The sequence below is a fragment of the Photobacterium proteolyticum genome, from assembly GCF_001939735.1.
In the GTDB taxonomy this organism is placed as follows: Bacteria; Pseudomonadota; Gammaproteobacteria; order Enterobacterales; family Vibrionaceae; genus Photobacterium; species Photobacterium proteolyticum.
In genome coordinates this window covers 24,728-49,237 of the sequence record NZ_MJIL01000044.1, presented here as the reverse complement: position 1 = coordinate 49,237, position 24,510 = coordinate 24,728, and the positions used below count along the sequence as shown (strand labels likewise).

General features: G+C 45.2%; 18 protein-coding genes, 1 tRNA gene and 1 pseudogene. 9 read left to right on the top strand and 11 right to left on the bottom strand.

Features of this window, described 5'->3' with window-relative positions; all coding sequences use genetic code 11:
- Positions 1-28: 28 nt before the first annotated feature.
- Entirely contained in the window at positions 29-940 is a 912-nt protein-coding gene (locus BIT28_RS02600; protein ID WP_075762082.1) for a WYL domain-containing protein, read from the bottom strand.
- 417 nt (positions 941-1,357) lie between these two features.
- Between BIT28_RS02600 and BIT28_RS02595 the strand changes: the two genes are divergently transcribed.
- The 3 genes from BIT28_RS02595 (at position 1,358) to BIT28_RS02585 (ending at position 4,704) form a co-directional block, all read left to right on the top strand.
- The gene (locus BIT28_RS02595) at positions 1,358-1,861 is read left to right on the top strand and encodes a hypothetical protein (RefSeq protein WP_139310428.1); all 504 of its coding nucleotides are present in this window, start codon (positions 1,358-1,360) and stop codon (positions 1,859-1,861) included.
- A gap of 160 nt (positions 1,862-2,021) precedes the next feature.
- Entirely contained in the window at positions 2,022-3,752 is a 1,731-nt protein-coding gene (locus BIT28_RS02590; RefSeq protein WP_075762080.1) for a class I SAM-dependent methyltransferase, read from the top strand.
- A gap of 121 nt (positions 3,753-3,873) precedes the next feature.
- Positions 3,874-4,704: a substrate-binding periplasmic protein gene (locus BIT28_RS02585; RefSeq protein WP_083651706.1), complete on the top strand. Its 831-nt coding sequence runs from the start codon at positions 3,874-3,876 to the stop codon at positions 4,702-4,704.
- A gap of 61 nt (positions 4,705-4,765) precedes the next feature.
- Here BIT28_RS02585 and BIT28_RS02580 read toward each other — a convergent pair whose 3' ends face one another.
- The gene (locus tag BIT28_RS02580; RefSeq protein ID WP_075762079.1) at positions 4,766-5,161 is read right to left on the bottom strand and encodes a VF530 family protein; all 396 of its coding nucleotides are present in this window, start codon (positions 5,159-5,161) and stop codon (positions 4,766-4,768) included.
- A 159-nt stretch (positions 5,162-5,320) separates the two neighbouring features.
- Positions 5,321-5,512, bottom strand: a complete 192-nt coding sequence (locus BIT28_RS02575) for a hypothetical protein (protein ID WP_075762078.1) — start codon at positions 5,510-5,512, stop codon at positions 5,321-5,323.
- Between the two features lie 361 nt (positions 5,513-5,873).
- Between BIT28_RS02575 and BIT28_RS02570 the strand changes: the two genes are divergently transcribed.
- Entirely contained in the window at positions 5,874-7,187 is a 1,314-nt protein-coding gene (locus tag BIT28_RS02570) for a ferredoxin reductase family protein (RefSeq protein WP_075762077.1), read from the top strand.
- 60 nt (positions 7,188-7,247) lie between these two features.
- Here the strand turns inward: BIT28_RS02570 and BIT28_RS02565 are convergent, their stop codons facing one another.
- The 3 genes from BIT28_RS02565 to BIT28_RS02555 form a co-directional block, all read right to left on the bottom strand.
- Positions 7,248-7,613, bottom strand: coding sequence for a hypothetical protein (locus BIT28_RS02565; RefSeq protein WP_075762076.1), 366 nt, complete (start codon positions 7,611-7,613; stop codon positions 7,248-7,250).
- A gap of 134 nt (positions 7,614-7,747) precedes the next feature.
- Positions 7,748-9,166: an MBOAT family O-acyltransferase gene (locus BIT28_RS02560; protein WP_075762075.1), complete on the bottom strand. Its 1,419-nt coding sequence runs from the start codon at positions 9,164-9,166 to the stop codon at positions 7,748-7,750.
- A gap of 1 nt (position 9,167) precedes the next feature.
- On the bottom strand, positions 9,168-11,870 hold the full coding sequence (locus tag BIT28_RS02555; RefSeq protein ID WP_075762074.1) for an AMP-binding protein: 2,703 nt from the start codon (positions 11,868-11,870) through the stop codon (positions 9,168-9,170).
- Positions 11,871-12,123: 253 nt separating this feature from the next.
- On the opposite strand from BIT28_RS02555, the gene BIT28_RS02550 reads away from it, so the two are divergent.
- Positions 12,124-12,411 carry a hypothetical protein gene (locus BIT28_RS02550; protein ID WP_075762073.1) on the top strand — a complete coding sequence of 96 codons (288 nt, stop codon included), beginning with the start codon at positions 12,124-12,126 and terminating at the stop codon, positions 12,409-12,411.
- Between the two features lie 85 nt (positions 12,412-12,496).
- Here BIT28_RS02550 and BIT28_RS02545 read toward each other — a convergent pair.
- Positions 12,497-14,496, bottom strand: a pseudogene (locus BIT28_RS02545) (bifunctional metallophosphatase/5'-nucleotidase).
- A 580-nt stretch (positions 14,497-15,076) separates the two neighbouring features.
- Here BIT28_RS02545 and BIT28_RS02540 point away from each other — a divergent pair.
- Complete coding sequence (locus BIT28_RS02540; protein WP_075762072.1) at positions 15,077-17,725, top strand: TIM-barrel domain-containing protein; 2,649 nt, start codon at positions 15,077-15,079, stop codon at positions 17,723-17,725.
- 108 nt (positions 17,726-17,833) lie between these two features.
- Here the strand turns inward: BIT28_RS02540 and BIT28_RS02535 are convergent, their stop codons facing one another.
- The 3 genes from BIT28_RS02535 to BIT28_RS02525 all read right to left on the bottom strand — a co-directional run bounded on the left by BIT28_RS02535 (position 17,834) and on the right by BIT28_RS02525 (position 20,472).
- Positions 17,834-19,324 carry an alanine/glycine:cation symporter family protein gene (locus tag BIT28_RS02535; RefSeq protein ID WP_075762071.1) on the bottom strand — a complete coding sequence of 497 codons (1,491 nt, stop codon included), beginning with the start codon at positions 19,322-19,324 and terminating at the stop codon, positions 17,834-17,836.
- A 658-nt stretch (positions 19,325-19,982) separates the two neighbouring features.
- Complete coding sequence (locus BIT28_RS02530) at positions 19,983-20,168, bottom strand: hypothetical protein (protein WP_075762070.1); 186 nt, start codon at positions 20,166-20,168, stop codon at positions 19,983-19,985.
- A 227-nt stretch (positions 20,169-20,395) separates the two neighbouring features.
- Positions 20,396-20,472: transfer RNA gene (locus BIT28_RS02525), tRNA-Pro, on the bottom strand.
- Between the two features lie 1,204 nt (positions 20,473-21,676).
- Here BIT28_RS02525 and BIT28_RS02520 point away from each other — a divergent pair.
- The 3 genes from BIT28_RS02520 (at position 21,677) to BIT28_RS02510 (ending at position 24,208) form a co-directional block, all read left to right on the top strand.
- Positions 21,677-21,979, top strand: coding sequence for a hypothetical protein (locus BIT28_RS02520; protein ID WP_075762069.1), 303 nt, complete (start codon positions 21,677-21,679; stop codon positions 21,977-21,979).
- Positions 21,980-22,502: 523 nt separating this feature from the next.
- Complete coding sequence (locus BIT28_RS02515) at positions 22,503-23,360, top strand: ABC transporter ATP-binding protein (RefSeq protein WP_075762068.1); 858 nt, start codon at positions 22,503-22,505, stop codon at positions 23,358-23,360.
- Positions 23,357-24,208: an ABC transporter gene (locus BIT28_RS02510; RefSeq protein ID WP_075762067.1), complete on the top strand. Its 852-nt coding sequence runs from the start codon at positions 23,357-23,359 to the stop codon at positions 24,206-24,208. Before BIT28_RS02515 ends, BIT28_RS02510 begins: the two co-directional genes overlap by 4 nt.
- A gap of 59 nt (positions 24,209-24,267) precedes the next feature.
- Here BIT28_RS02510 and BIT28_RS02505 read toward each other — a convergent pair whose 3' ends face one another.
- Positions 24,268-24,471, bottom strand: a complete 204-nt coding sequence (locus BIT28_RS02505) for a helix-turn-helix domain-containing protein (RefSeq protein ID WP_075762066.1) — start codon at positions 24,469-24,471, stop codon at positions 24,268-24,270.
- Positions 24,472-24,510 lie beyond the last annotated feature (39 nt).

Sequence of the window (24,510 nt, the reverse complement as noted above, 5' to 3'; positions counted from 1 at the left end):
TGTCAGAAGCACTTAGCAGCAAGGTGCTCTATGCTTCATAACCCGGAGCTAGCATAGCACTGTTAACCTGGTATAGCGCTTGAGGGTTTGCCAGTGCCAGCTGATAACCTACACACTTGTGAAGTTTGCCGTCTTTGCTGCAGTCGACTTCCCATTTACGTAGAAGGTATCCGGCAAGCGCCGCACGCGCTTCGATGATTCTTTTGCCATCCTTCATTTCGTAATCAAGCTCAATGGCTTCAGGGTTATCCTGCTGAGGGTGGGGGATAAGTTCAAGCTCGATAAATTTTTGCCACTGGCGATCTTCACTCGATTGCTCATGGTTGGCTGGCGATTCGTCGATAATGCGCGCTGATACAACGCGGTTGCAAACGACATCCATAAACCGTGCATTCTTGCGGTCATAAGAGCGGACATGCCATCGATTGCCTGAATCGACTAGGCTGTGCGGCACAATTTCACGTTGTCCTTTACCGCTGGATGTTGAGATGTATTCAATTTCAACCGCTTTGTTGCGATAAATGCCCTCACACAGCACTGCCATAATTGCCGTTTTCGGAATAGTCAGTGATTCAGGTGATTCGCAGCTGATCGGAAACTCCTGAAACCCGGAAAAGCCATCACCGTAGCCTAGTGATACGGTAGCCAGAGTTTTCTTGAGATCCAGATTAAACAACGGGGTAAACGTTGCTTGCTTGTAATATTTCTTTGATCGCATATCCAACTTCAGATTGTCGGGAGCAATCTCTTTATACAATGCAAAGTCGCGTGTTGTAGCAGCATGCCCGACAGCAAAGCGATCAATTAGATCCTTACGGGTGACCTCGCCCAGGAAATAGAGTGCAAAGTCAATGAAGGCAAGCCGTTCGCGTTGTGCAGAACCGATGGCGTCTAACTTCTTGGTGATATCCATAATGTGACCGAGTTGATGTAAAGACATGGTTATTTATCCAGTATTCCATATGCAGACAAATATATACCTAAAATAAGTAGATGCAAGACCTGAAACCACCATTGAGCATTTTATTCGGTGATAAGGTACACGTATTTCTTATCTACTTATTTTGAGTACAACATCACGCCGGCTTGATTAGGGGTGCTCGTGATTTGGCCGATTTTGAACTGGACCGCAGCGTGAATATGCACAGAGTGTCGTGAGGTATCAAATAGCAATCGATGCCGTCGAAGTAATTGAAATAAAAGTTAAACCAATAGTGAAAAGTTGCTTTGATTATGGAGAATAGCGAGTGAATGAGAAACATTGCAGTGTGAGTGATTAGCAGTGTGACATGTAGACAGTTACGTCTATGTCATCAGCATAGCGACACAGCAGATTAGGTAGTGGTAGAAAGTGATATTGACAACAAAACAGCTTACGCAGGCGTATGGTGTAATGCTTCAGGGCTTGGTAAGTCTCGATGACAACTTGAGACAGGGCGTATTGGTGTATATCGAGAGTCTGATGCTGGAGCAAGGAATAAAGCGAGAAAAGTATCTGTCACTTGATGACCTCAATGGCCATTATCCTTATGTTTGCATGGGCTCTTACATGCCTATCGACTTTTTCAATGTCGATTCCCCATGCTCAATGGCGGCCTGCAATGATCAAAGTTTTAAGCCGATTAGCCTGAAGCTCTGCACCGTTATCCAGAATGAGCATAAACCGGTTCATCGCTGGCATACGGTTGGCACATTCCGGTGTGATGATATTGTTGGTGCAATTGATGCGTTACTCGAGACACTCAGCAACGACGGCTTCTTTAAACAGTGCGTAACCTGTAACACGATACGACCAGCAGGATACCTGGGTCATGATCAGGTTTGTAATTGCTGTAGTGATGAGTTGTTGGGCGTGGCATAGAAGTTCCTTTCTTTATCTTAACCTTTTCAACGAGGAGGGTATGACCCCATCTCTAAATGAGCAAAGAGTGCGCTTGTTATAACTTTACCTATCATGTTGATGCAATTAATAATTATTGAGACTAAAATACGCGTAGTTGCATAAAGTAAATGTGTCTTCAGTGAACAAAAATATTGAGTATTATCATAACAACGCCTTAAAGCTGGCTGATAATTACCGGCAAGTATCTTTTGAGGATGTTCATGCTAGCTGGAAACCGTATTGGCCAGTGCTGAATAATGATCTCCAACCTGCTCGGGTGTTGGATATTGGTGCTGGTTCGGGGCGAGATGCAAAATGGTTTGCTCAATGTGGTTGTGAAGTGTTTGCAGTGGAACCTGCAAAATCGCTAAGAGCTTTTGGCCGCCAGTATACTGACAGTGTGGAGGTGACTTGGATTGATGATGTTCTCCCTGATTTAGCGAAAGTGACTGATTTGGGGATGCGTTATGATTTAATTCTTGTATCTGCAGTTTGGATGCATCTCGCTAAATCTAAGCGAAAGCGAGCGTTTCGGAAATTAGCAAATTTACTGGCAGCTAACGGAAAACTAGTTATTACACTACGCCATGGTAGTTTTAATGATGGTCGTTCGACTCATGGTGTTTCTGTTGAAGAACTTGAGCAATTAGCAACGGATCATGCACTTCATGTTTGTCATAAAAGTGATCTTAGTAAGGACACAATGGGGCGGGACTATGTCCAGTGGCAGACAATTGTGTTCAACTTGCCAGATGATGGTTCAGGTGATTTGACCAAAGTACGCCACATCATTGTCAACGACAGCAAATCTGCAACCTATAAATTAGCATTGCTTCGAACCTTGTTACGAATTGCAGATGCCCACCCCGGTGCAGTCATGGACAGAACTGATGGAAAGGTAGCTATTCCGCTTGGCCTTGTTGGCCTTTACTGGATTCGTCAGTTTAAGCGCTTAATTGATATAGACATTGATGGTTTAAAAGGGATCCAGCAAAACAGTAATACCAGTAAAGGGCTTGGTTTTGTCAAAGAGGACGGCTGGCAAAAGCTGACTCATTTGTCGGCCGATGACTTGGCAATCGGTTCATTATTTACAGGTGAAGATGCCAAAGCGCTACAGAAGGCTTTGAAAGATGCTTTGTCGACAATTAAGCAAGGACCTGTGAAGTTTATTTATCAAGGAGCCAATGATAATAGGCTGTTTGAAATGATGCCACCTTCTAAACGAAGAAATTTACTTTCTTCTTTCTTTATCGACAGTGACTTTTTAGGAAGTTTCGGCACGTTTATTTTGGATGAAAGTTTGTGGGAGTGTTTACGCTTATATAATAGCTGGATTGAGCCATTGGTAGTGAACCAATGGGTACTTGAAATGCAACGGTTTGAAAGTAACAAAGCGCGAAACATCGGGTTGCAACAGTATCATGACTGCTTGATTTGGGTAGATAAAGATCACGATACCCGAGAAGTACGAAAGAAAGTCGATGCGCTACGGCAGTGCGGTACTGAAATCCATAGCGTATGGAGTGGAAAAAAGCTTCGTAATCAATACCATGTTGATCATTGCTTGCCGTTTGCCTACTGGCCGAACAATGATCGTTGGAACTTACTGCCGACGACAACAACAGAGAATCTGAACAAGAAAGACAGGCTGCCAAAAAATAAGCGATTGAATGAGTCCAAAGAGCGTATTTTGGAGTGGTGGCAAACTGCCTGGCAGAGCGAGCAGGAGCAAACCCGCTTTTTTGATGAAGCTGTTTTGTCATTGCCTAATTTGCCATCACAATGCCGAAATTTCGAGGATGTATTTGAAGCAATGGGGTTACAGGTAAAGGGTGTTAAGAGCCGGTTACTTGTGAGGGAGTGGTAGGTTGAAAAGGTTAAAGCAACCAATAAAACCTAATTTAGGGATCCTTTAACTAACCCCTCCCACTTCCCGAGCAGGTGTTAAACTTCATAATACTTTCAGTTTATCCTGCCGGGAGTCTGTGATGATGGTTACAATACAACGAATGTCTGCTTCGTTATTCGTTTCATTCAGAAAAGCTCGTTGTTTTATCAAGCTGTTAGCGATTTCAATCTCGATAGTGTTTGGTCCACAATCACTTGCAGCAAAGCCTCCACTTTCCGTGGCGATTTCAGTTGATATGCCTCCCTATGTTATTAACCAGGCGATAAGTGGCTTGCAGGTCGACATCATCAAGTTGGCACTGGATGACTATGACGTTCGTTTTGTACAGATGCCTTTTGGTGAGATCCAGACTGCGGTTCAGAAAGGGATTGCAGACGTTGGTGTTGGTGTTCTGGAGGATGATAGCGGGGTGTTTTACTCGGATCATTTCATCACTTTCGCCAATGTTGCCGTGAGTAAAAAGGCCAGTAGTAAAAAGATTGAACAGGTGGCTGACTTGAAAGACCATCTGGTGTTGACCTGGCAGAATGCCTACTTGGAGTTAGGCGATGCATTTGAGCAACTTTACTCACCTCAGTCGCCGGAGCGGGAGAACTATATCGAGGTTGCCGATCAGGCAGATCAGGTTCGAATTTTCTGGCAGGGCAATAACCGTATTGCAGTGATTGATAGGAGTATTTTTATCTACTTCACCAAAGCGTTGGGTTATGTAGCGGATGATGCGACGTTTCATTATGTGTTCCCGTCAGTAACGAGCTTTCAGGCCAGCTTTAAAGAAGCCAAGGTACGAGATAGCTTCAACCAGGCACTGGGCAAGCTGTGTCAAAGCGGAGAATACAATAAACTGCTGAGTCGTTATGAAGTGAAGCTGAAAAGTACGGTGTGTGAGAACAATCGCCCTAGTGAGTGAGCACGAGGCAAGAAGGTTCGAGCTGGTACTCAAGGCCGAACCTTCAGAATATGCTTTCTTCCTATCGGCGTCGAGGATGCTTGCGTGATGATCTGGCTTTATAGGCAGATGCCGCCTTTGCCTGAGAAAGTAAAATGGACTCAACAGTCAGCTCCATTGGCTCTCTTGGCACAATACCGACAGGGAAAGTACGCTTACGGGGCGGTAGATCGCGCTCCTCTGCGGTTGGCTTAGGCATTCGCTTGAAACGGGATAGATAAAACGCTTCTAATTTTTCACGGGCCCACTCTGTTTTACGAAGAAACTTCAGGCTACCAGCAATGGTCGGGTTGGTATGGAAACAGTTAAAACGCATTGCTGTGTCGAGGATCTCCCAGCCGTAATGATCGACAAGCTCGGTCAGTAATGTTTCTAGTTTAAGGCCGTGTAGCGGGTTGTTTTGCTGTTCTTCTAGCATTGCTGTTCCTGTGACAGATGTATATGGCGGGATCAACGCACATTATACTGTTGACTAATGCTAAATAGATAGTGTTGTTTGTGGCGAGCAAATGATCGAATGCTTGAATGGCCTGGTGATTAGGCCATTCAACGCAATGATGAAAAAAGGCTGGTCATATTATTTATACGTCGCCTCAAGTTGTTGCTGTGCAATTTCAAGTTGAGTCAATAGCATTGAAGCATCGCTGATTCTGTTGTTACTGATTGCTTTGCGAATTCTGCTCTGGTAACTCTTAACCCGGCTAATACACTGTTGACGCGAAAACGCGTCTCGTAGTCCGCTTGCTTGATCCATTAGTACTTGAGCCATAACCACCTCGCTGAATAACGTTGAAAAAATGCATAGTGCTAACTGTTTATGGTGATAGTTAATCACTTTTTGAGGCGTCGAATTTCAGGGAAATGTCAAAACTGACTGTTTTCAATGTAAAGAAATGTATTTTGTAATTGCATACTGATGCATTGCAGAACTAATGATTACTAGTGGTTGCAAGAAAGAACGCCGTTCACCATAGAGTAATATAGCTATGGTTTGAGGGGGATTGTGTAAACTGACGTAAACTAATTTGAAGCTAAGTAAAGCCGCTTATATAGCTGTGAGAAGTGGGTATTATGTATTTCATAGATACTAATAATGATTTATTTCCACTTTTCTACTAGAAGCTGCCGCTATGTTGAAATTTACACTGATACTTGTACTGCTATGGTCTCCGGCCTTGTTGATGGGCTATGAAGAAATGGGAGACTTCTTTTTTTGGCGTCACCAGTTAACTATGCTGTCTGGCATGATAGGGCTCGGTTATATGAGCCTTGCGGTACTGATTGCGGCCAGATTTGATTGGGTTGAACGTCGGTTGAATGGGTTAGATAAAGGTTATGCGCTGCATAAAAAGCTGGGTATAGGTGCGACAGTCGTTTTAGTGTTGCACTGGCTTTGTGTCCAAAGTGCCAAGTGGCTTGTGCAAGCTGGACAGTTAGCAAGGCCAGAAAGAGGACGGCCTGAAATAGAAGGGGTGAACTGGCATCATATTGCCAGTGAGATAGGAGAAATCGCGTTCTATGTCTTCTTGCTCTTTAGTTTTATCAGCCTGGTTCAGGCTATTAGTTATAAACGGTTTAAATTTACCCATAAAATAGGCGGCTTGCTGGTTATCGCAGGCGTTATTCATACCGTTTTGCTGCTTGACTGGAATAGCCAGTCGATACCGATGAATATCGCTATTGCCGGGGTTGCCGTTGTTGGTGTTTGGTGTAGCTATTTATCGTTAACCGGAAAGATTGGCGCGAGTAATAAATCACCAGGAGAGGTGGTGTCAGTTGAGCGATTTAATAACGATATGGAAAGCCCTGGCGTCATTCGGCTGGCGATTAAATTAGATTCGTCCATTGAATATCAAGAAGGTCAATTTGCTTATTTGAACTTTCATGATGGTGAAGCGCCGCATCCATTCTCAATTCTTAACTACAATGAGAAAACCCAACTCATTGAGTTTGGTATTAAAGACTTAGGTGATTATACCCATCAAATGGTCAGTCAATTAACTGTGGGCCAAAAGGTGACGGTTGAAGGGGGGTATGGGTGTTTTCAGATACCGGAGAAAGCAACGCAAGTTTGGATTGGAGCCGGTATAGGCATTGTTCCGTTTCTTTCCAGACTGTATTGGCTGGCACGAAAGGCTAATCAGGAAAATAGTCAGTATAAAAAAATTCATCTTTTCTACTGTGTCAATTCGAGAAAGGAAGCGTTCTTTGAAAAAGAGATTCTCTTAATTTTAAGAGGCTTAGATTTCATTGAGCTTGAAGTGCTTGATGCTGATAAAGGAGAGTTCCTTAGTGTAGAGGCTATCCTGGACAGAACGAATAGCAATACGTTTGATGTTAGCTTTTGTGGGCCCACGGCATTTGGTGAGAGATTGAGTACGGGGTTAGCTGTCGCAGGGATTGGACCCGAGCACTTTCATTCCGAGATCTTTAAAATGCGCTAACGTGTGTTGTGGGTATATACCCAAACCGTCTTAAGGCGGTTTGGGTTTTCTGGCATTGGCTTACGCAGAAGGCATCAGCAGCTGGCCAAGATAGCGAACAACATGGGCTGCATCTTGAGCGGCGCTGTTTACCTTGGCAATGATCGCCTGGGCACGCTCATCATCGTCTTTCAGGCTCGCCTTTACTTTCTCGTTCATGGCTTCGGCCATTTCTAGCTTCTGCTTGCAGTCTTGAAATAGTGCTGAAAGGAAGGTTAGTTCTACTTCACCACCCTCGGTAAACACCTTAGCCGCAATGCTATAGACAGTGTGAAACTTCGTCGCCATGTCTTTCTTGTTTTCCTGGCCTTCTTTTGCCCAGTCTGCCGCCCAACCTTTGAAGATAACGGCGATTTGTGGGTTCGGAGCGATGTTTACTTGTTGCATTGGGTGTATGTCCTTGGGGATTGGAAGAAAGGGAATAGTAAATGAGTGAAAGGGGAGTTTAAAGCCATAACATTTACTCACGTGCCCGGCTGGACAAAAAGTAAACGTTTATGGCTTTGGCTGGCAAATGCTATTTAAAACTGGAAATAAATAAAGGCAGCCTGATCGGAGCCAAGAGCCGCCATCAGGTAAATGAACACTACGGTGACAGCGGCGTAGCCGTATTCTGGGATCCTGACGGCAGATTTCATTAGCTGATCACGCCAGCGAATTGGCGTGAAGTGAAGTAAAGCCGCTAACAGAAGGGCTACGCCCGCAATAGGAGCTATCGGCAAGCCAGAGTTTGTGGTACTGACGATTGTCTGAAGATAGTGCCAGCTGGTTTCAAGATCATCGGCTCTGAACAACAGACGGGTCAGGGTGATGATGGTGAAAATTTGAAGGATCCGAATAACCAGCGACACACCTCGAAATACAACGGGAGGCAGGCCTTGTTGTTCTCTCATGCGGCTGCGATAGTGTTCGATGCCGACAAGGCTACCGTGGATCAGCCCATATAAGACGAAGTTCCAGCCTGCGCCGTGCCAGATCCCGATGGCGACAAACACAATCAGTAAGTTGAAATAGATATTGCTCCAGCGCCAGTTTTTGACGGCTTCGTACAAGTAATCTCGAAAGAACGAGGACATGGTGATGTGCCAGCGTTGCCAGAAATTGGCCACACTGGTTGCCATGTAGGGGCGATTGAAGTTGATGGGTAGTTTAAAGCCCATCATTTTAGCTACCCCGATGGCAATATCGGTATAACCGCTGAGATCCATATAGACCTGAAAACTGTAGGCAAACAGTGCTATGACAAGAAATAGTGAGGAAAAGCCTGATGGATTGCCAAAGGCCGGATCCACGATGTGCAGTGCGAGTATGTCGGCAATCATTATTTTCTTGATAAGCCCACGGATAATCAGGGTTAACCCTTCCATCATATCCTGGCCACACAGCTTTTGGCTCGATTCAAGTTGGGGCATAAAGTAGGAGGCCCGGACGATAGGGCCTGAGAGCAGCTGCGGGAAGAACGCCATAAACAGGGCGAAATCTTTGAGGGAACTGGGCTTTGCTAATCGCTGCTGATAGAGATCAAGTGGATAGGTAATAGCCTGGAACGTCATAAATGAGATGCCAATCGGCAAGATAACGTCGACAAACGGGCTTCGACCGGATAGCCCGAAAAGCTGAAGAAAATCGTACAGGGATTCGATGAAAAAGTTGCTGTACTTGAAGTAGAACAGAATCAGCAGGCTACTGCTAATGGCACCCGCCAGCGCGGCTTTCTTCATCAATTTTTGCTGGTGGTGCATAATGATATGTCCAGCTAGGAAGTTGATCCCGGTAAGGAGCAATAGCAGAGCTGAAAAACGCCAGTCAAACGTCATGTAGAAGTAATAGCTGATGATGAGAAGAAAGCTCTTTTTGTACTCGTTCTGTCGCTGCAGTGCCGCGCAGCCGATCAGTGCAAAGAGCGCAAAAATGAAATAGGACAGGGAGGTAATTGCCATATTAACGCTCCATCAACTGGCTTGCTAATTTGTCATTCAGTGTCTTCGCTACATACTGTTCACCCTTGTAGGTAAAATGCCCGCCATCGACAAAATACTGACTGCCTCCGGGCATTAACTCCGCGAGATCGACAAAGGGCGTATTGTATTGCCGGGCAACGGATCGGATTTGATCGTTATAGATCTCCCCAACGCGGATAATGCCATTCAGGTCCAGGCAGTGATAATAATACATCGAGGTCGCGGCCAGGCTTTCCTGTTGCTCTTTGGCAACGTTGATATAGGAGCGGGCAACCGTAACCAGAACAGGCTTGATCCCTTGCGCGATGATGCTTTTAACAAGGGACTCTATTCTGTTGCGATAATCAGTGGGGTTGATGGTTTCCGGATCGAGTGAGCTAACGCTGGTGGCCTTCGGCGTTCTGAGAAAGATGGTGTTCTTCTGGATCATGTCTTTGCTCATCAGCCAATTAGGTAGTGTCGGGTAGCCCAGCGGCTGTAATACGTTCGGTGACTGAGCCAATTGGTTACTGTTGTTTGCCCCTTTTTTGGGGCACAGCATCGTTATATCGTTAAACCCCGGGTAGATAATAATTGCCGAGGGCGACAGCTTGTAGACAATGTTTTCAGTAATCAGGTGGGTTTCGCTTAGTGAACTGCCTTCTATCCCGGCATTGATAATATTCACCGGGCGATGCTGGTATTTATCTTTAATTGCGCTTGCCAGTAGTTGAGAGAAAGTCTGTTCATTGGATTTGGCATAGATGCCAGCAACCGTTGAGGCACCGACAACGGCATAACGGATTTCGTCAGGCAGGCGCTCCGGGGGGATTTCGGGGCTACGTAAACCATATGAGTTAATGACCATGCGGTCTTGCTGTGTGTTTGTATCTTTGATGACGAGGTTCGGGCGGTAGGTACGCGTCTGAAGTTTGTCGTCGACCACAATGGCACTGTTATCTGTTAATAACGATAGGACGTTGCGTCCGGTTTTAATATAGGTGCGGATATGCAGAAAGATCTCGCCGAACAACAGGATACCGATGATGAAACAGATCGTCAGCCAGGCTCGGGGCTGGCGCTGTTCTGCTATCGGTGTTGTCTGGAGTGGAGATTGCTCGACCTCATGAAAATCTTCCAGCTCACTGACGGTCATGGCTTCCCAGTTGTCGGGAAGCTGGCCCAGGTAGTCTTCAATTGCGACAGATACTGCAACGTAGCACAGCGAGTCACCGCCCAGGCTTAGGAAGCTATCACTTTCACGAATATCATTATTACCGAGGATGTCACTATAGGCCTGATAGAGGTTGTCGTAGTGGTTGTTGCTGCCTGCGGCTGGTTCGATAAGGGATGTTAGTGAGCGATTGTCGACTTTGCCTGAAGGGAGAAGCGGATACTCGTCCATCTCTTTGACAATAAAGGCGTTCGCGCCAAGTTGATAGCGGTTGGTAAGCACATTGATGATTGCCGAGCTGGAATGCTTCTGTAGCGTCGCGATCAGCAATGCTGAGTCATTGCCGACAACAACGGTAGAGAAGCCCGACTTTTGCAGGAAAAGTTCAACCTCGTCAAGACTGATACGCAAACCATACAGCTTGCAGAAGCGATTCATTCGACCAACAATTCGGTAAAGGCCTGCTACATTTCGGCAAGCCAGATCACCTGTTCGCAATAGCTCAAGCTCGTTGCCTTTGGCTAAATCACCAGGGCTGGTGGCATAACCCATCATGACATTTGGGCCTCGGTAAACTAGCTCTCCACTTTGCTCGGGGCCGTGAATTTCCACTCCTTGCTCGTTGATGAGTGAAAAGTGCCCGCCCGGTATGGCTATGCCGATACAGTCCCGGTTTTGCTTAAGCTCATGAGGCGGCACATAGGCCATACGTGGGGAGGCTTCAGTCTGGCCGTACATCACAATCAGGCGTTTGCGTTGTTGCTCGCCCCAGCCGAGATATTGAGTGATGATATCTGTTGAAAGCCGCCCTCCCGCCTGGGCGATATATTGCAGTGACGGAAATTGCTTGTCTCTGAACCGGATTCTCTCCAGTAACTCGAATGTATAGGGGACGCCATAAAGGCTGGTTGCTTGTTCTTCACGGAAGAGCGCCCAGAATCCCGGTTCGGAAACAGAACGTTCTGTTAACAACAAAGTAGCGCCAACAGCAAGGTGAGAGTTAATAACAGACATACCGAATGAGTAATGAAAAGGCAGTGTGGTAATGGCTGTCTGTCTGGTGTCCAGCTCTAGGTATTGGGCTATCGAACGGGCATTCGCTTCTATGTTTTCTTGTGAAAGTCGAACCAGTTTGGCACTGCCGGTGGTACCGGATGTCGATAACAGGACGCATAGATCAGGGTGAAGCTGCACTTTCTTGTACTTAGGGTTTTTCTCAAGTGTCCAGCTACCAATAGGAGTGTGTCGGTAGACGGCAAATGGATTGAAGGTGTCGAGTATATTGGTGTCTTTTTCTGTCGAGCCAGCTGCAACCAATATGACCGGGTGTCGTGCCCGTAATGCGCCTAGATAGGCGATTAATGGGTGTAACTCATTCAGCGTTTCGACGATGAGCAATTGTCGGTGTGAACCTAAGTTGTCGGTGAAGGCATCAACCTTGTCGGCCAGTTCACCATAACTCAGTGTTAAGCCTGTGTCTGTGACGATAGCGGGAAGATCGCCATAATGCCTTAACGTATCTACGAACAAATTGCGTCCCTTCACTGCTGAATAGCATTAATTTGTCATAGCCTAAGCATAGGACAAGATGCTAATAATTCACGGTAAAAAGGGAATCGGCCAATATGCTGCCATTACGTAAGGGGAGAAATAGCATTAACCTGATGCAATAGTAGTATTTTTTTGACCTAGGTTTGATTTAGGTATGGTTTTACTTAATCTTTTTTGCAAGCTACCCTGTAACGGACTACTGTTATTATAACCAGTGTGTTTGGAGGTGCTTATGATTGAAGTTAACTTCGAACTGGCAAAACATGCCTATGGCAAGGTTTTAAAGTATCCATATGGCGGAGAGTTAGCGCCGTATGAATATATGTCGTTAAGGGTATTTCGCTGGGATTTAGGTCGTGCCGGGATGCCTATCGACAGGGCGTTTGATTTACGCCTGATCGCTGCCGGATACCGCACTATCGCGACTAAGCCAGCAAGGGCCCACCGTCCGCTACCGCCTTGTGTACTCGAAAAAATGAGTGAGAGCTGGAAAAGAGATCATGGTTATTGCAAGACTTGAAATAGAAAGGGCTTTCGAACAGAAAGCCCTTGGGTAGTTAGCGGTTTGTTTCGGCAGTAACTGCTGAGCTTTACCTCTTAACGACTTACTTGATTCGCTCGAAAGTCACGACTTGATAGTCGAGCGGTGTAAGCGCCGGTCGCTCATTGGCAATGAAGTCGATAACTGACTGGGCGTCGGTATTACAACGGACGTTATCTGCCTTGCAGTCCGGTCCCTGGGTCTTGTAGCGAACTTTATATTTTCCGCCAACGTCCTCGATATTCTTCACTGTAAAGCTTGTTAGCTTGCCGTCGACATAGGCAAGATCAACGCGGCCTGAGCTGTTTTTCTGTGCCTTGAATAGCGGTGTCCAGCCGTCATTACCTGTTGCGTTGTAGTTGTTGATTGCAACGTTGTAGGTTTTGTTGTCATCAAGTGCTGTCCAGGTTGGGTTTTCAGCTGGTCCCGTCATTACTTCAACATAATCCAGCTTACCAGCCTGGTTAGCGATGGTTTCTGAGTATTGATAGCGAATATGGCCGCCGTACGGGAACTTGCCGGCATGTGAACCTTCAGGCAAGGTAGCGGAAATAGCGCCTTCGATGAGAGCTTTGATATCAGCCCCCTTCACCGGCAGCACTGACATGAAGTTTGAGAATGGTAGCATTTCGAGTGAGACGTTGCCTTCACGGTATTCACCAGCTTCGATATTGGTACGGATACCACCAGCCCCGATGAGGGCAAAGTCGACTCTCATCCCGGTGACTTGCTGAACTTCTGCGGTATTCGCCCAGTAGTACTGCCCTTCGGCAATAATTGCAGCAACATCCGAGCCATGTTTGTCTGTTCCACGATCACCCGGGCGGCGCTCGTGGGTAATTTCTTCAGTAACCTGAGCAATCACGTTTCCGTACGCCTGGTCGACGGCAGGCTTGTACTTGCTGTCTATCAGACCACGCATCGCCGGTTCTTCCTCGGTGATGGTGATATTGTCTTCGTCATCGATGAAATCAACCACTTTGGCTGTATCAGCCTTATTGAACTGGCTTTCCGTTTCTCGGGTCGGGGAGTGGAAGTATTCGTCATTGCTCAGTAGGGTATTGAGACCGTTACAGGCTGTTACTTCGCCATTGGTATCGAAACTAACAGCAAGTCGGCCAATTGCCTGCGCATATTGGCCGGCCTGAACCACACAGGTTTGGCTCTGGCCATTGGGGTTTTGTACCATCTGCGCATAGACACCATTGTGGTCATGGCCGATATTGGTGAAATCACCAAGGAGTGTGTGAGAGTGACCGCCGACAATTAGATCGATACCGTTTACTTTCGATGCGATCTCCAGATCAACGGCATTACCAATGTGGGTGAGAGCAACAATGTTATTGATTCCCTTTTCTTCAAGCATATCGACAGTGGCCTGAGAGGATTCAACCATGTCATGGAATATCACCTTACCGGTATTCGGTGCCAGGTTAGGCATGTCGTCAAGGGCGATACCGAATACTGCAACCAGGTCTTTATTCTCAGGCAAGTTATCCAGATCATTGATCACTGTTTTGCTGTTTCCGTCGAAAGTGAAGACAACAAAAGGTTTAAGGTTTGTTTGATCTTTTAGATCGGCATCGTGGCTGGTATCGATATTAGCGGCAACAACCGGGAAGTTGATATCACTGATGAACTGGTTGAGCTTGGCATTGTTCAGGTCGAACTCGTGGTTGCCCAGTGCCATAGCTCCAGGCTCATTTTGCTTAGAAGCTCGGCATTCATAGCCCCTTCGTTGAGCTTGAAATAGGCACTACCTTGCCATGCATCGCCGCCGTGCAGGAATAGAAAACTGTTGTCTTGTTGTTTGGCAGCCTGTTTGTATTCTTCAGCCATCGTTTGCAGGCGAGGGAAGCCACCAAACTCGTTATAAACCAGTTTTTCGTCGGCTTTGAAGCTGGATTTAACCGGATCGAAATTGGAATGCGTGTCGTTGATATGGGCAACGGTTAGCGTGAAGGTATGGTCCTGTTGATTCGATTCTGATTGATTCGCTGTTTGCGTACAGCCAGCCAAGGCCAGCGTGACAGATAATGCGACGAGAGGCTTAGAAAAGGTCATATAACTACCTAAAAAGTAAAACTCAGATAAAAAAATGCCCCGCAAATGGCGAGGCGGGCGCAATATAGCCAAGATTACTAGTATGAGCAATGACGAAATACATACAGTTGCATTATGAATAAGATGAAGGTTATGACAACGTTTTCGTAGCTAACTGATAATTAATAGGTTGTAGGAAGAAAAGCAATAAACGGGCAGAAGGCTTAATAAAAGAAATGATAACTCTGCTGGTTTAATTGTCGGGAATTTAACCGTCTTGCTGAGTGATTATTGCTCGTTAGTTCTGTGCGAGGATTTTGCTTGCGATGGAAATGGATCCAAAAAGGAGTATGCCAATGGTGGCTTCATACTAAACCATAACCATCATCACATTCTGTGACTGCGGTTTACTTTTGATTGCACATTTAGTGACGTAACCAGTACAAATAAATTATTGATAACAATCACTTTTCAGTGGTTTTTCCTCGACGTATATTCCCATTAATTATATTGAAAATACCATTAGCAAAGAGATCAGCGTTATTACTGAAACTATTAATAATGCGTGACTAGCTGCCCGGTACCATTTAAAGGAAGAACCATGACGGGAAAGAAACCATTACAGCATTTGATGTTGGGGATTGCTGTGCCTAGCTTACTGGCAATAAGTTGCTCGGCCTTTGCAGAGGTCGAACATTTTCGCTATCAGAACAGCGAAAGCTACCGATTGGAAGCCGCCCAGATATTCAGGATGCGCAAAGCAATTCCTGAGGTGAACCTGCGCAAAGCTCTGAAGCCTATGATCGGCAAGACATATTATAGTCAGCAAGCCTTTCTTTCTTCGCTCACTGAGCAACTGGGCAATGATGTTGTCGCGCAGCATCAAACGAGAATTCTCGACAAGGCCCGCCAACCGGTACGTGATTTAGCTATCGACGTGCTTGATGATGATGTTCTTCATATTGCCTTTAAAGCGCAGTCTAAAGATCAGGCGCTACCTTCCACCGAGTTAATTAAGCTTGATGAATTTAGCGGACCGTCGGCACTAAACCGTATCCAAGGTGGCTTTGAAACGGCCAATTTGAAGGTAGGTGTTGATCCGCAAACCCTCTGCATGACGGTTACATCGAAAGCAAAAGGCCAGCTTAGCGAGATTTGCCCTGAGAAGAGCAACAGCTTTACCCTCAATTCAGAAGGTGATTATCAGCTAAACGGGCTGGGACAGGAATTTCATGCCCCTGGTAAGCTTAATGCTAACTGGCTTGGGTTCAAGCGCCAGGGCGGCAATAAGATGGAAGGCTACCAGGGCGGCGGTACTGGTAACACCCAGTTTCCTGTGTTGTATGCATTGAACTCGAAGCAGCAGAATTACGCGTTGTACCTGGATACGGTGTATTCAGCGAACTGGGATTTCACCAAAGCACCTTGGAAAGTATCACAGCTTGAAGGTAAGCCGAGCTTTTTGTTTATGGCTGGTGATGATCTGCCTGATCTAAGACAGCAATATATGGCGTTGGTGGGGAACCCGCTTGTACCGCCGCGTAAGCTGTTTGGGATGTGGCTGTCGGAATATGGTTTTGATAACTGGCAGGAGCTTGATGATAAATTAAGTACGCTAAAGCAGCAGGATTTTCCTATCGACGGTGTGGTAATGGATCTGCAGTGGTTCGGTAACGTCGAAGCATTTAGCGCAACCAGTCCGATGGGAACTCTGACCTGGGATCTCGAACATTTCCCGGCACCAGAGCAGAAAATTAAGGCACTCAAAGAGCAGGGTGTTGGCATGATGCTGATAGAGGAGTCCTACGTCAGCGATGGCTTGGAGGAGCACGCAGACCTAGCCGAAAACGGACACTTAGTGATGGGCCCACAAACCGATAAGCCTATTGACTCCGATCCGAATGGCTACGGCTACTGGTGGGGCAAAGGTGGCATGATCGACTGGACTAATCCAGAAGCAGGTGACCATTGGCACGACTGGAAACGTAAACCACTCATCGAGATGGGCGTGATTGGTCACTGGACTGACTTGGGTGAGCCTGAAATGTATAACCCGCTAAGCGTATATGCTGGTGGGAAAAAGCAGAATGATGTCCACAATATTTATAACTACAAGTGGTTGGAAAGTATCTACAACGGCTATCAGCGCAATGAGACTGACGTGCGTCCGTTTATGATGTCGCGCTCAGGGGCGCCTGGTATTCAGCGCTTTGGTGCGACTATGTGGTCGGCGGATATTGGTACCAACCTCGAGAGCCTGGCCACCCAGTTCAGCATGCAGCCAAATATGGTGCTGTCTGGAATCGACTACTACAGTTCAGATATTGGTGGTTTCCACCGCCGTGCGCTCAGTGTTTTGCCTGAAGAGCAAGAAGCGGCTCTGGATGAAACCTATACACAGTGGTTCGCCTACAGTTCTTTGTTTGAGGTGCCTGTTCGCCCGCACACCGAAAACCTATGTAACTGTAAAGAAACGGCGCCGGATCGTGTTGGTGATCTTGCAAGTAACAAAGCCAGCATTAAGTTGCGCTACCAGTTAATTCCGTACCTATACTCATTGGCTCACCGTGCCAATATTGCAGCAGAGCCTGTTTATCCGTCAATGGATTACTACTTCGGCGGCGATCCTATGGCCAAGAATCTTCCGGCCCAGAAAATGATGGGTAAAGATTTGCTGGGGGCTGCTATTGCGAAAAGAGGTCAAACAGCGACAGATGTCTACTTACCGAGTGGAACCTGGTTTGACTACCGCACTGGTAAACAAGTTGTCAGTAAAGGGGAGTGGTTCAAACAGCTTTCTGTTATCGATAATGACGTGTTGACCTTGCCGCTATTTGCTCGCCAAGGCGCCATTATACCGGTCAATGCACAGCAAGAAATGCCATTAACCAGTGATGTGCCGGTCGTTCTTGGAGCAAGAATTTACGGTAGCAACGGGGAGTTTACGCTTTATGAAGATGATGGTGCCACCAATGCATACCTTAAGGGAGAGTTACGTAAAACAACTCTGAAAACAAAAGGGATGACCAATGGTGTTCAGTTGCTGATTTCATCTGAAGGTGAGTATGCAAATGCACCGGCGGCACGTCCGCTACATCTTGAATGGTTTGGTCTTGAAGGCAAGGTGAAGACAGTAAAACTCAACGGCAAGCCGATGACTGGCTGGAAACAGCAAGAAGGCGGGATAGTGATAGAGAGCGCTGCGTTGCCGGTAGAGAAGCAATTAACAGTTTCGGTAGAGTTTGAGTAATCCTCAGTAATTCCGCCGAACAATAAAAGAAAAAGCCAGCATTTGCTGGCTTTTTGTTATTCCAAGTAGGAGATAAATTATCTCACTGCATTAGTTTATTGTGCTGGATTACTTAGTCACTGAAGCCGCAACAGGCTCAGTACCTTCTGGGTGCCATGCACCATCCAGCTCGTCTAGCTCAGGGAACTTAGAGCGGTCAAACTCAGGCGTTTTGCCGGCTTTAAGCTGCTGCTCGTAGTCTTTGATGACTTTGATAGCCAGCTTAGACAGCATAACCAGCGCAATGATGTTGATCAGTGCCATGAAGCCCATAGAAGCATCTGCAAGGTTCCAAACTACCGGCAGGGAAGCGACAGAGCCGAACATTACCATAGCCAGAACAATCAGACGGAATACAAACAAGCCTTTTTTGGTATTACCGTTAAGGAACATGATGTTTGTTTCTGCATAGGTGTAGTTCGCAATGATAGACGAGAAGCAGAATAGCAGAATAGCTGCTGCCATAAAGTAAGTCGTCCAGCCACCTAGCTCATTGGTTAGTGCCTGTTGTAGTAGACCGATACCTGATGCAGCATCTGGCTGGTCCATAACACCTGACAGCATGATCATCGCTGCAGAAGCCGTACAAATAACTAGTGTATCTGCAAATACGCCAAGCATTTGAACAAAGCCTTGAGAGGCAGGGTGGTTAGGGTTTGGCGTCGCACTTGCTGCTACGTTAGCAGCAGAACCCATACCGGCTTCGTTTGAGAACAAACCACGTGCAATACCACTTTGCATAGCTTGTGCGATAGTGTAGGCCACACCACCTGCCGCAGCTTCTTGCCAGCCAAATGCACTTTTAACAATTAGAGCGACTACTGCTGGTAGTTCAGTAATGTTCATCACAACAATAATCAGAGCGATTGCAAGATAACCAATTGCCATTACCGGCACAATACGAGCTGATGCAGCGGCTACTTTGCGTAGGCCACCCATGATGAAGAACGCAGAGGCCGCAACAATGATTACGCCCATTACAGTTTCGTCAAAACCGAAAGAGTGGTTCAGGGCATCTGTAATCGTATTGGCCTGTACAGCGTTGAACACTAGACCAAATGCAATGATCAGGCACACTGAGAAAAGTGAACCCATCCAGCGCATACCCAGGCCTTTTTCCATGTAGTATGCAGGTCCGCCACGGTATTGACCGTCAACGTCTTTGGTTTTGTAGATCTGAGCCAGTGTTGATTCGATAAATGCAGTCGACATACCGAACAGGGCAATAACCCACATCCAGAAGATGGCACCTGGGCCACCTACCGTAAGGGCCACGGCGACACCGGCCATGTTACCCGTACCGACACGGGCTGCCATTGAAGTACAAAATACTTGGTACGAGCTGATGCCGTTATCAACATCTTTGCCGCTTTTAAGAACAGCAACAGCATGCTTGAATTGGCGGATTTGAATGAAGCCTAGCCGTAAAGTGAAGTACACGCCTACTGCAACCAGCAGGTAAATAAGTAGCCAGCCCCATAAAACACCATTAACTTCGCCGATCACAGCCAGCAGGCCATCGTTTAGCGATGTTAACCAAGTTTCGTTAGTAACACTCATAAAATTTTCCTGTATATCAGGCTCAACCAAGTAAAGCTGGCTGAGCGAACCGGAACGTCCATATATGTGACAGTTCTTGAATACGATTCTGGATTTATATTTTTTTTTTGCTCACAAATGCATCAGTATCAGTAACTTGTTGCATTCACAATTGTGAAACATAGAATCGGATGTATTGCCCAAAGAAGGCGCTGCAAGTTAGCACGAAATTCTTTGAATGCAGTGTGATCTTGCTCACGTTTCCCAAATGAGATTTGTGAGCCAGAAGCTTACAGAATGGCTGCCTATAAAAATTATCGACTAAATTCAAGTAATTAGATTTAGTATGGCGATGATAATTATTTGAAATTCTGTACGATGTTCAATTGCTTTAAAAAAGCAATTTAACCTGAATTTAACTTAATTTGTAGAAAATTTAACTGATTTAATGTTGGTGGATTTTAAGAAAAATTAACAACTGGCTGAATCTTGTACAAAAAGTGCGTGGGATAATCTCTAATTAAGCGTCTTGGGCAAATGAATAGCGAGTTAATAACTATTCTAATGAAGTATTAGAGGGAAGAATGAGCAGCTCCCGGGCCGGGAGCTGAACTTTAAAAGGGGCAGTAAAGCGTGAAATAAGAAAGGTTGTGTTGTTAGCTTTATATAGGCGTAAATATCAGTGCATGTAAGCTGGCTTTTGCAGGTTTTGGTAGTGTTCTTCGGCTGGCTGAAGAACTTGAACACTCTTTATCTCATCAATCTTTGTACACTTGTGACCACAAATACAGATATAGACATCATCTTCTGTGATAAGGAACTCATCAGACTGTCCGCACTTACTACAAGTTGGATTGATTTTCATTATTGTCTCCTCAAAGTCTTACCTGGCTATAGTACTTTGATACAGATCAATTGCATATCATATGAAATAGAAAATTGGATTCATCGCAAGTTTTTGACCGCTAGCACATAACTATCATTTGATAATCAACCCAATTTGGTGTGCGTAAAAATAAGAGGGAGGTTTGTGTAGTTTACAGAGAGATGGTGCGAGAGAAGTGTTGTTTACAGGAAATAAAAATGGCCCTTTGGTCGGACATACTGGATTCGAACCAGCGACCCCTACTCCCCCAGAGTAGTGCGCTACCAAACTGCGCTAATGTCCGCCAAAAGGCCATTATATTCAAAATCTTACTAACGGCGATAAGGGTAACAACAAAGTTCGTTTAAAGCAAAATCAAAACCTTGATCGGTATAGCAGAAATAAGAAAAGGGTATGCGTGGTTTCAAATCCACAAACTTCCCTCTATTTATAGTCTGCTTCCTCTATATAGGTGATTGCCACTATTGCCACGAAACGGTCCGCTAGCAGGGGAATCATTCAGTTTATCAGTAAGCATGGTATATTGTTCAAAGCCTTTGCTCAGTTTGAACCTGATCTCCTGTAGGTAGCGCTCATTGCTACAGGAAAACTGAATCTTATTTGCGGCGTGACTCTTAGCGAACATTATTAATGTGTTGCGAAAAAGCACGGTATTGATCGCTGAACAATATTCACGGCAGTTTTGAAGTCATCGTCATCGTCATCGTCATCGCTTCTGGCTTGGCATGTGGCTGCTTTTGCTGAAGCGAGTTCCATTCTTCTATTTTGCTGACTTTGCCTCGTAACCTTTACCTGATTGAACAGATATGTTTCCAGGATTAGTTTTCTTATGGATTGATTGATATGCCAGACAGCTTTTTGTTGCGGCGAGCGTGCCTTCAACCTTGCTGGAAGCATATGAAGACGGGGGGAGAAGCAGGGTCACAAGGAAAAGCCATTCCTACCGTCATTTTTCTTGAACTGAGCTCGCTGGTCTCACTTTGAATCCTGCATCTTGAGGTAGCTTGGGTATATCTCGCAATTATATTGCGTTATCGACCATTTGACTCACTGTTGACGAAAGGAAATTGTTACTTTTATTAATAGTGACTGTTGCTAAATGGCTGCTATTGAACCAAAATATCAATGTCACACTGAGTAACAACTTTGCGATAGGGCATTTCGCTCGCGGAAATGATGTTTTTGTTTAAAATTGAGTTCACAAGATTGCTTTCTAGAGGTATTATTTGCCTGTTAAACTGTCTTGCGGGCCACATGTGCCGTCAATTTCCATTATAATTAGAGTGTGAATAGATATCGCAATCGTTACTGATGTTAATTGACAGACAGTTATCGACCTCTACGATTCCTTTGAGGTTGTTTTCTTTTTTGAGCTGAAAGTTTCAATTGCCCGGCTATTGCATATAGGCAAAATAAATCTTGTATTGGTTTTCCATACAGAAGCCTGAGTAATAACATGCTGGTATATGATTTAAGAGGTATGTTTCATGGATAGTTTTGCAGCTGCTGAAAAAGCACTGACCGCAATGTTAAAGAATGTTGATTCAACAACGGGAACGATTAAAGAAGAGCGTGTTGATTATCGTCAGATGTTAATTGATTTTGCTGATGAAGTGCCAGGACGCCAGAAAGCCGTAATTAAACGTATTCCACTTCAAAAAATTAATGATTTAATTGCAGTATTGCATGAATTTAAAGACGAAGCGCGCCAAGTTCGTATGACTGAGATTCTGGCATTGATGGAAAAAGATGGCGTTCATCCAGAAGACTTAGTCGAAAAAGAAGAGTAATGCATAAATAGTATTATATCATTATCAAACAAAACACATAACCGCTCGATATTCGAGTGATGGATAGGTATGACATTCAGGCAGTGCATCATATGTGCTACTGAGTGATAGGATTTTTTTGCCTTAAAAATATAATTGCTTATTAACATAGTGATGCCATGGCATTAAAAATCTCTACCTAGTTGGGGAGCATAAACTTTCTTTCGTTTGAATAATGCGATATCTAGCATGAATACCATTGCCTTAAACAGAGGTGATCAATAAGCCTTTAGTATTGTTTTCTGAATTTTCAGCTCGAATGAGAAAGCATTGTTAAGCAATTATTCAGTGTCGAATTTATGTGCTTTGCTTTGAATATGCCAAGTCGGTTCGCCTTGGCTATTCCTTGCCCGTATTCCATTTCTTTTGCTCGTTACCGAGTGATGCGCTAGCTTGGGTATATTCAGTTGGTGCTTATTCTTTCTCCTGATCGTTTGGTATCATTTTCAAACTGAATACAATCAATCTGCAATAGGTAGATCCCGTGGGAATATTGATCAAAGCTGAACGGCTATATAAATCATATCAGCAGCATCAGGCGCTATATGATGTTAGCTTTGAGCTCCATACTGGCCAGATATTTGGTTTATTGGGGCATAATGGAGCTGGAAAATCGACGTTAATCAAATCGTTGCTAGGAACACAGGCATTTGACGGAAAGTTATCCGTATTTGGTCTCCATCCGCAAAAGGATCGGGTAAAAGTAGTTAATGATCTGGCCTATATTTCTGACGTGGCGGTATTGCCAGATTGGATGACGGTAAAACAGATCCTGAAATATATGGCGGGTGTTCACCCTTCATTTGAGCGACACATTGCTGAACAGTATTTGAACGACACCGATATTCACTTTTCGGCTAAAATCGCAAGCTTATCCAAGGGAATGAAAGTCCAGTTGCATCTGGCAATCGTGATGGCTACAAATGTCAGAGTTCTAATTCTTGATGAGCCAACGCTCGGCTTGGACTTGATGTACAGAGAAGTATTCTATCGCAGTTTAATGTCGTGGTTCAGAGATGGTGAACGGGCATTGATTATTGCGAGCCACGAAGTAGCGGAAATAGAACATTTGCTTACTGATGTTTTGATACTGCGGAAAGGGAAAACGGTTCTTCAGGCAAAGGTCGATGAGCTTGAGTCTCGTTTTGCAAAGCTGACTGTTACCCCTGAAACATTGGATGCAGCCTTATCATTGGCTCCGCTTTATCACAGGCCAGGAAGCAACAAGCATGAATTGATATTCGAAGCTGCCGAACGTTCACAGCTTGAATCTCTGGGTGAAGTGTCATCTGCGAGTCTTGCTGATATATTTATTGCTACTCAGCAGGAGGCCAGGCTGTGAGATCTTTAATACATCTGCTTGAAAAAGAGGTGATAGAATATCGTATCGTCGTAAAGTTACCGCTTTTTATTGCATTGTTTGCCGTCCTGAATTTTGCATTGCTAATGAGCGGCGACAACGTTAGCTTCTATATTCAATCTTCGGGAGCCGGGGAGTGGGTGCTAGGGACTGACTCGCTCGGTTTTGCCAGTTATGTCGGCAAACTCAATGAGGTTGTTGCCGGTTGTGTTTATTTATTGCTTTTCTTGATTTATGTTCCCAAAACGTTACGTAAAGAGCGTAATGAAGGCAGCTTAATGTTCTGGCGGGCCGTCCCTGTTTCTGATCATCTGGCCATAGCCGCAAAATTATTGTTTGCGCTTGTGATTATTCCACTCATTACATCTATGCTGCTGCTTTTTTCTGATGTACTGGTTTGGTTACTGGCGAAGCTATGGATGCCTATGGATACGATGGTGTCTTTTGCGATAACTGTTCCTGACATGCTTTGGCACTGGTTTGGTTTTATCGGCAGGGTAACATTGATGAGCTTGTCTTTATTACCGATAGCTTGCGTGTTGTTGGTTGTGTCTCAGCTGATATCTTACCCGATGGCTGCGGTTGTCGTGGCGGTAATAGCGATAAAAGTTATGTCCTATTTAGTATTCGGTACGAGTGTCATTGGTGATTTTATGAGTGATATTTACTCACTGCCTCTGACTGTCCTGACCGAAGAGAATCCGTTCGATGCCTATCTGAGTTTAGGTATAGTGACCCACTTAGCTCTGTTGCTGGTAAGTGCAGGTTTATTTCATCTGTGTAGCAAGCAGAGATCGACTGATGACGGTGTCTTTAGCATCTTGAGGTAGCTTGGGTATAAAAACGGAGAGCATAGCTCTCCGTTTTTGATTACGATATGTAGAAATGATTACGCAGCAACAATGTTCTTAAGGTAATCGACTTCGTTTTTATACTTTCTGACATTGCGAGAAAGTGTTCCCTTTGGAACATCGAAGCGCTTCTCAGCTTCATAGCTGGACAAGCCGTCAAAGATCACCGCCTCAACAGCGATGCGCTGATTTTCCGATTTAAAAATCCGCTGAGCAATTATCTTATATTGGGTACGGTTCATTGTAATACTCACTAGGTATATTGCGTTCTCTGCAAGAAT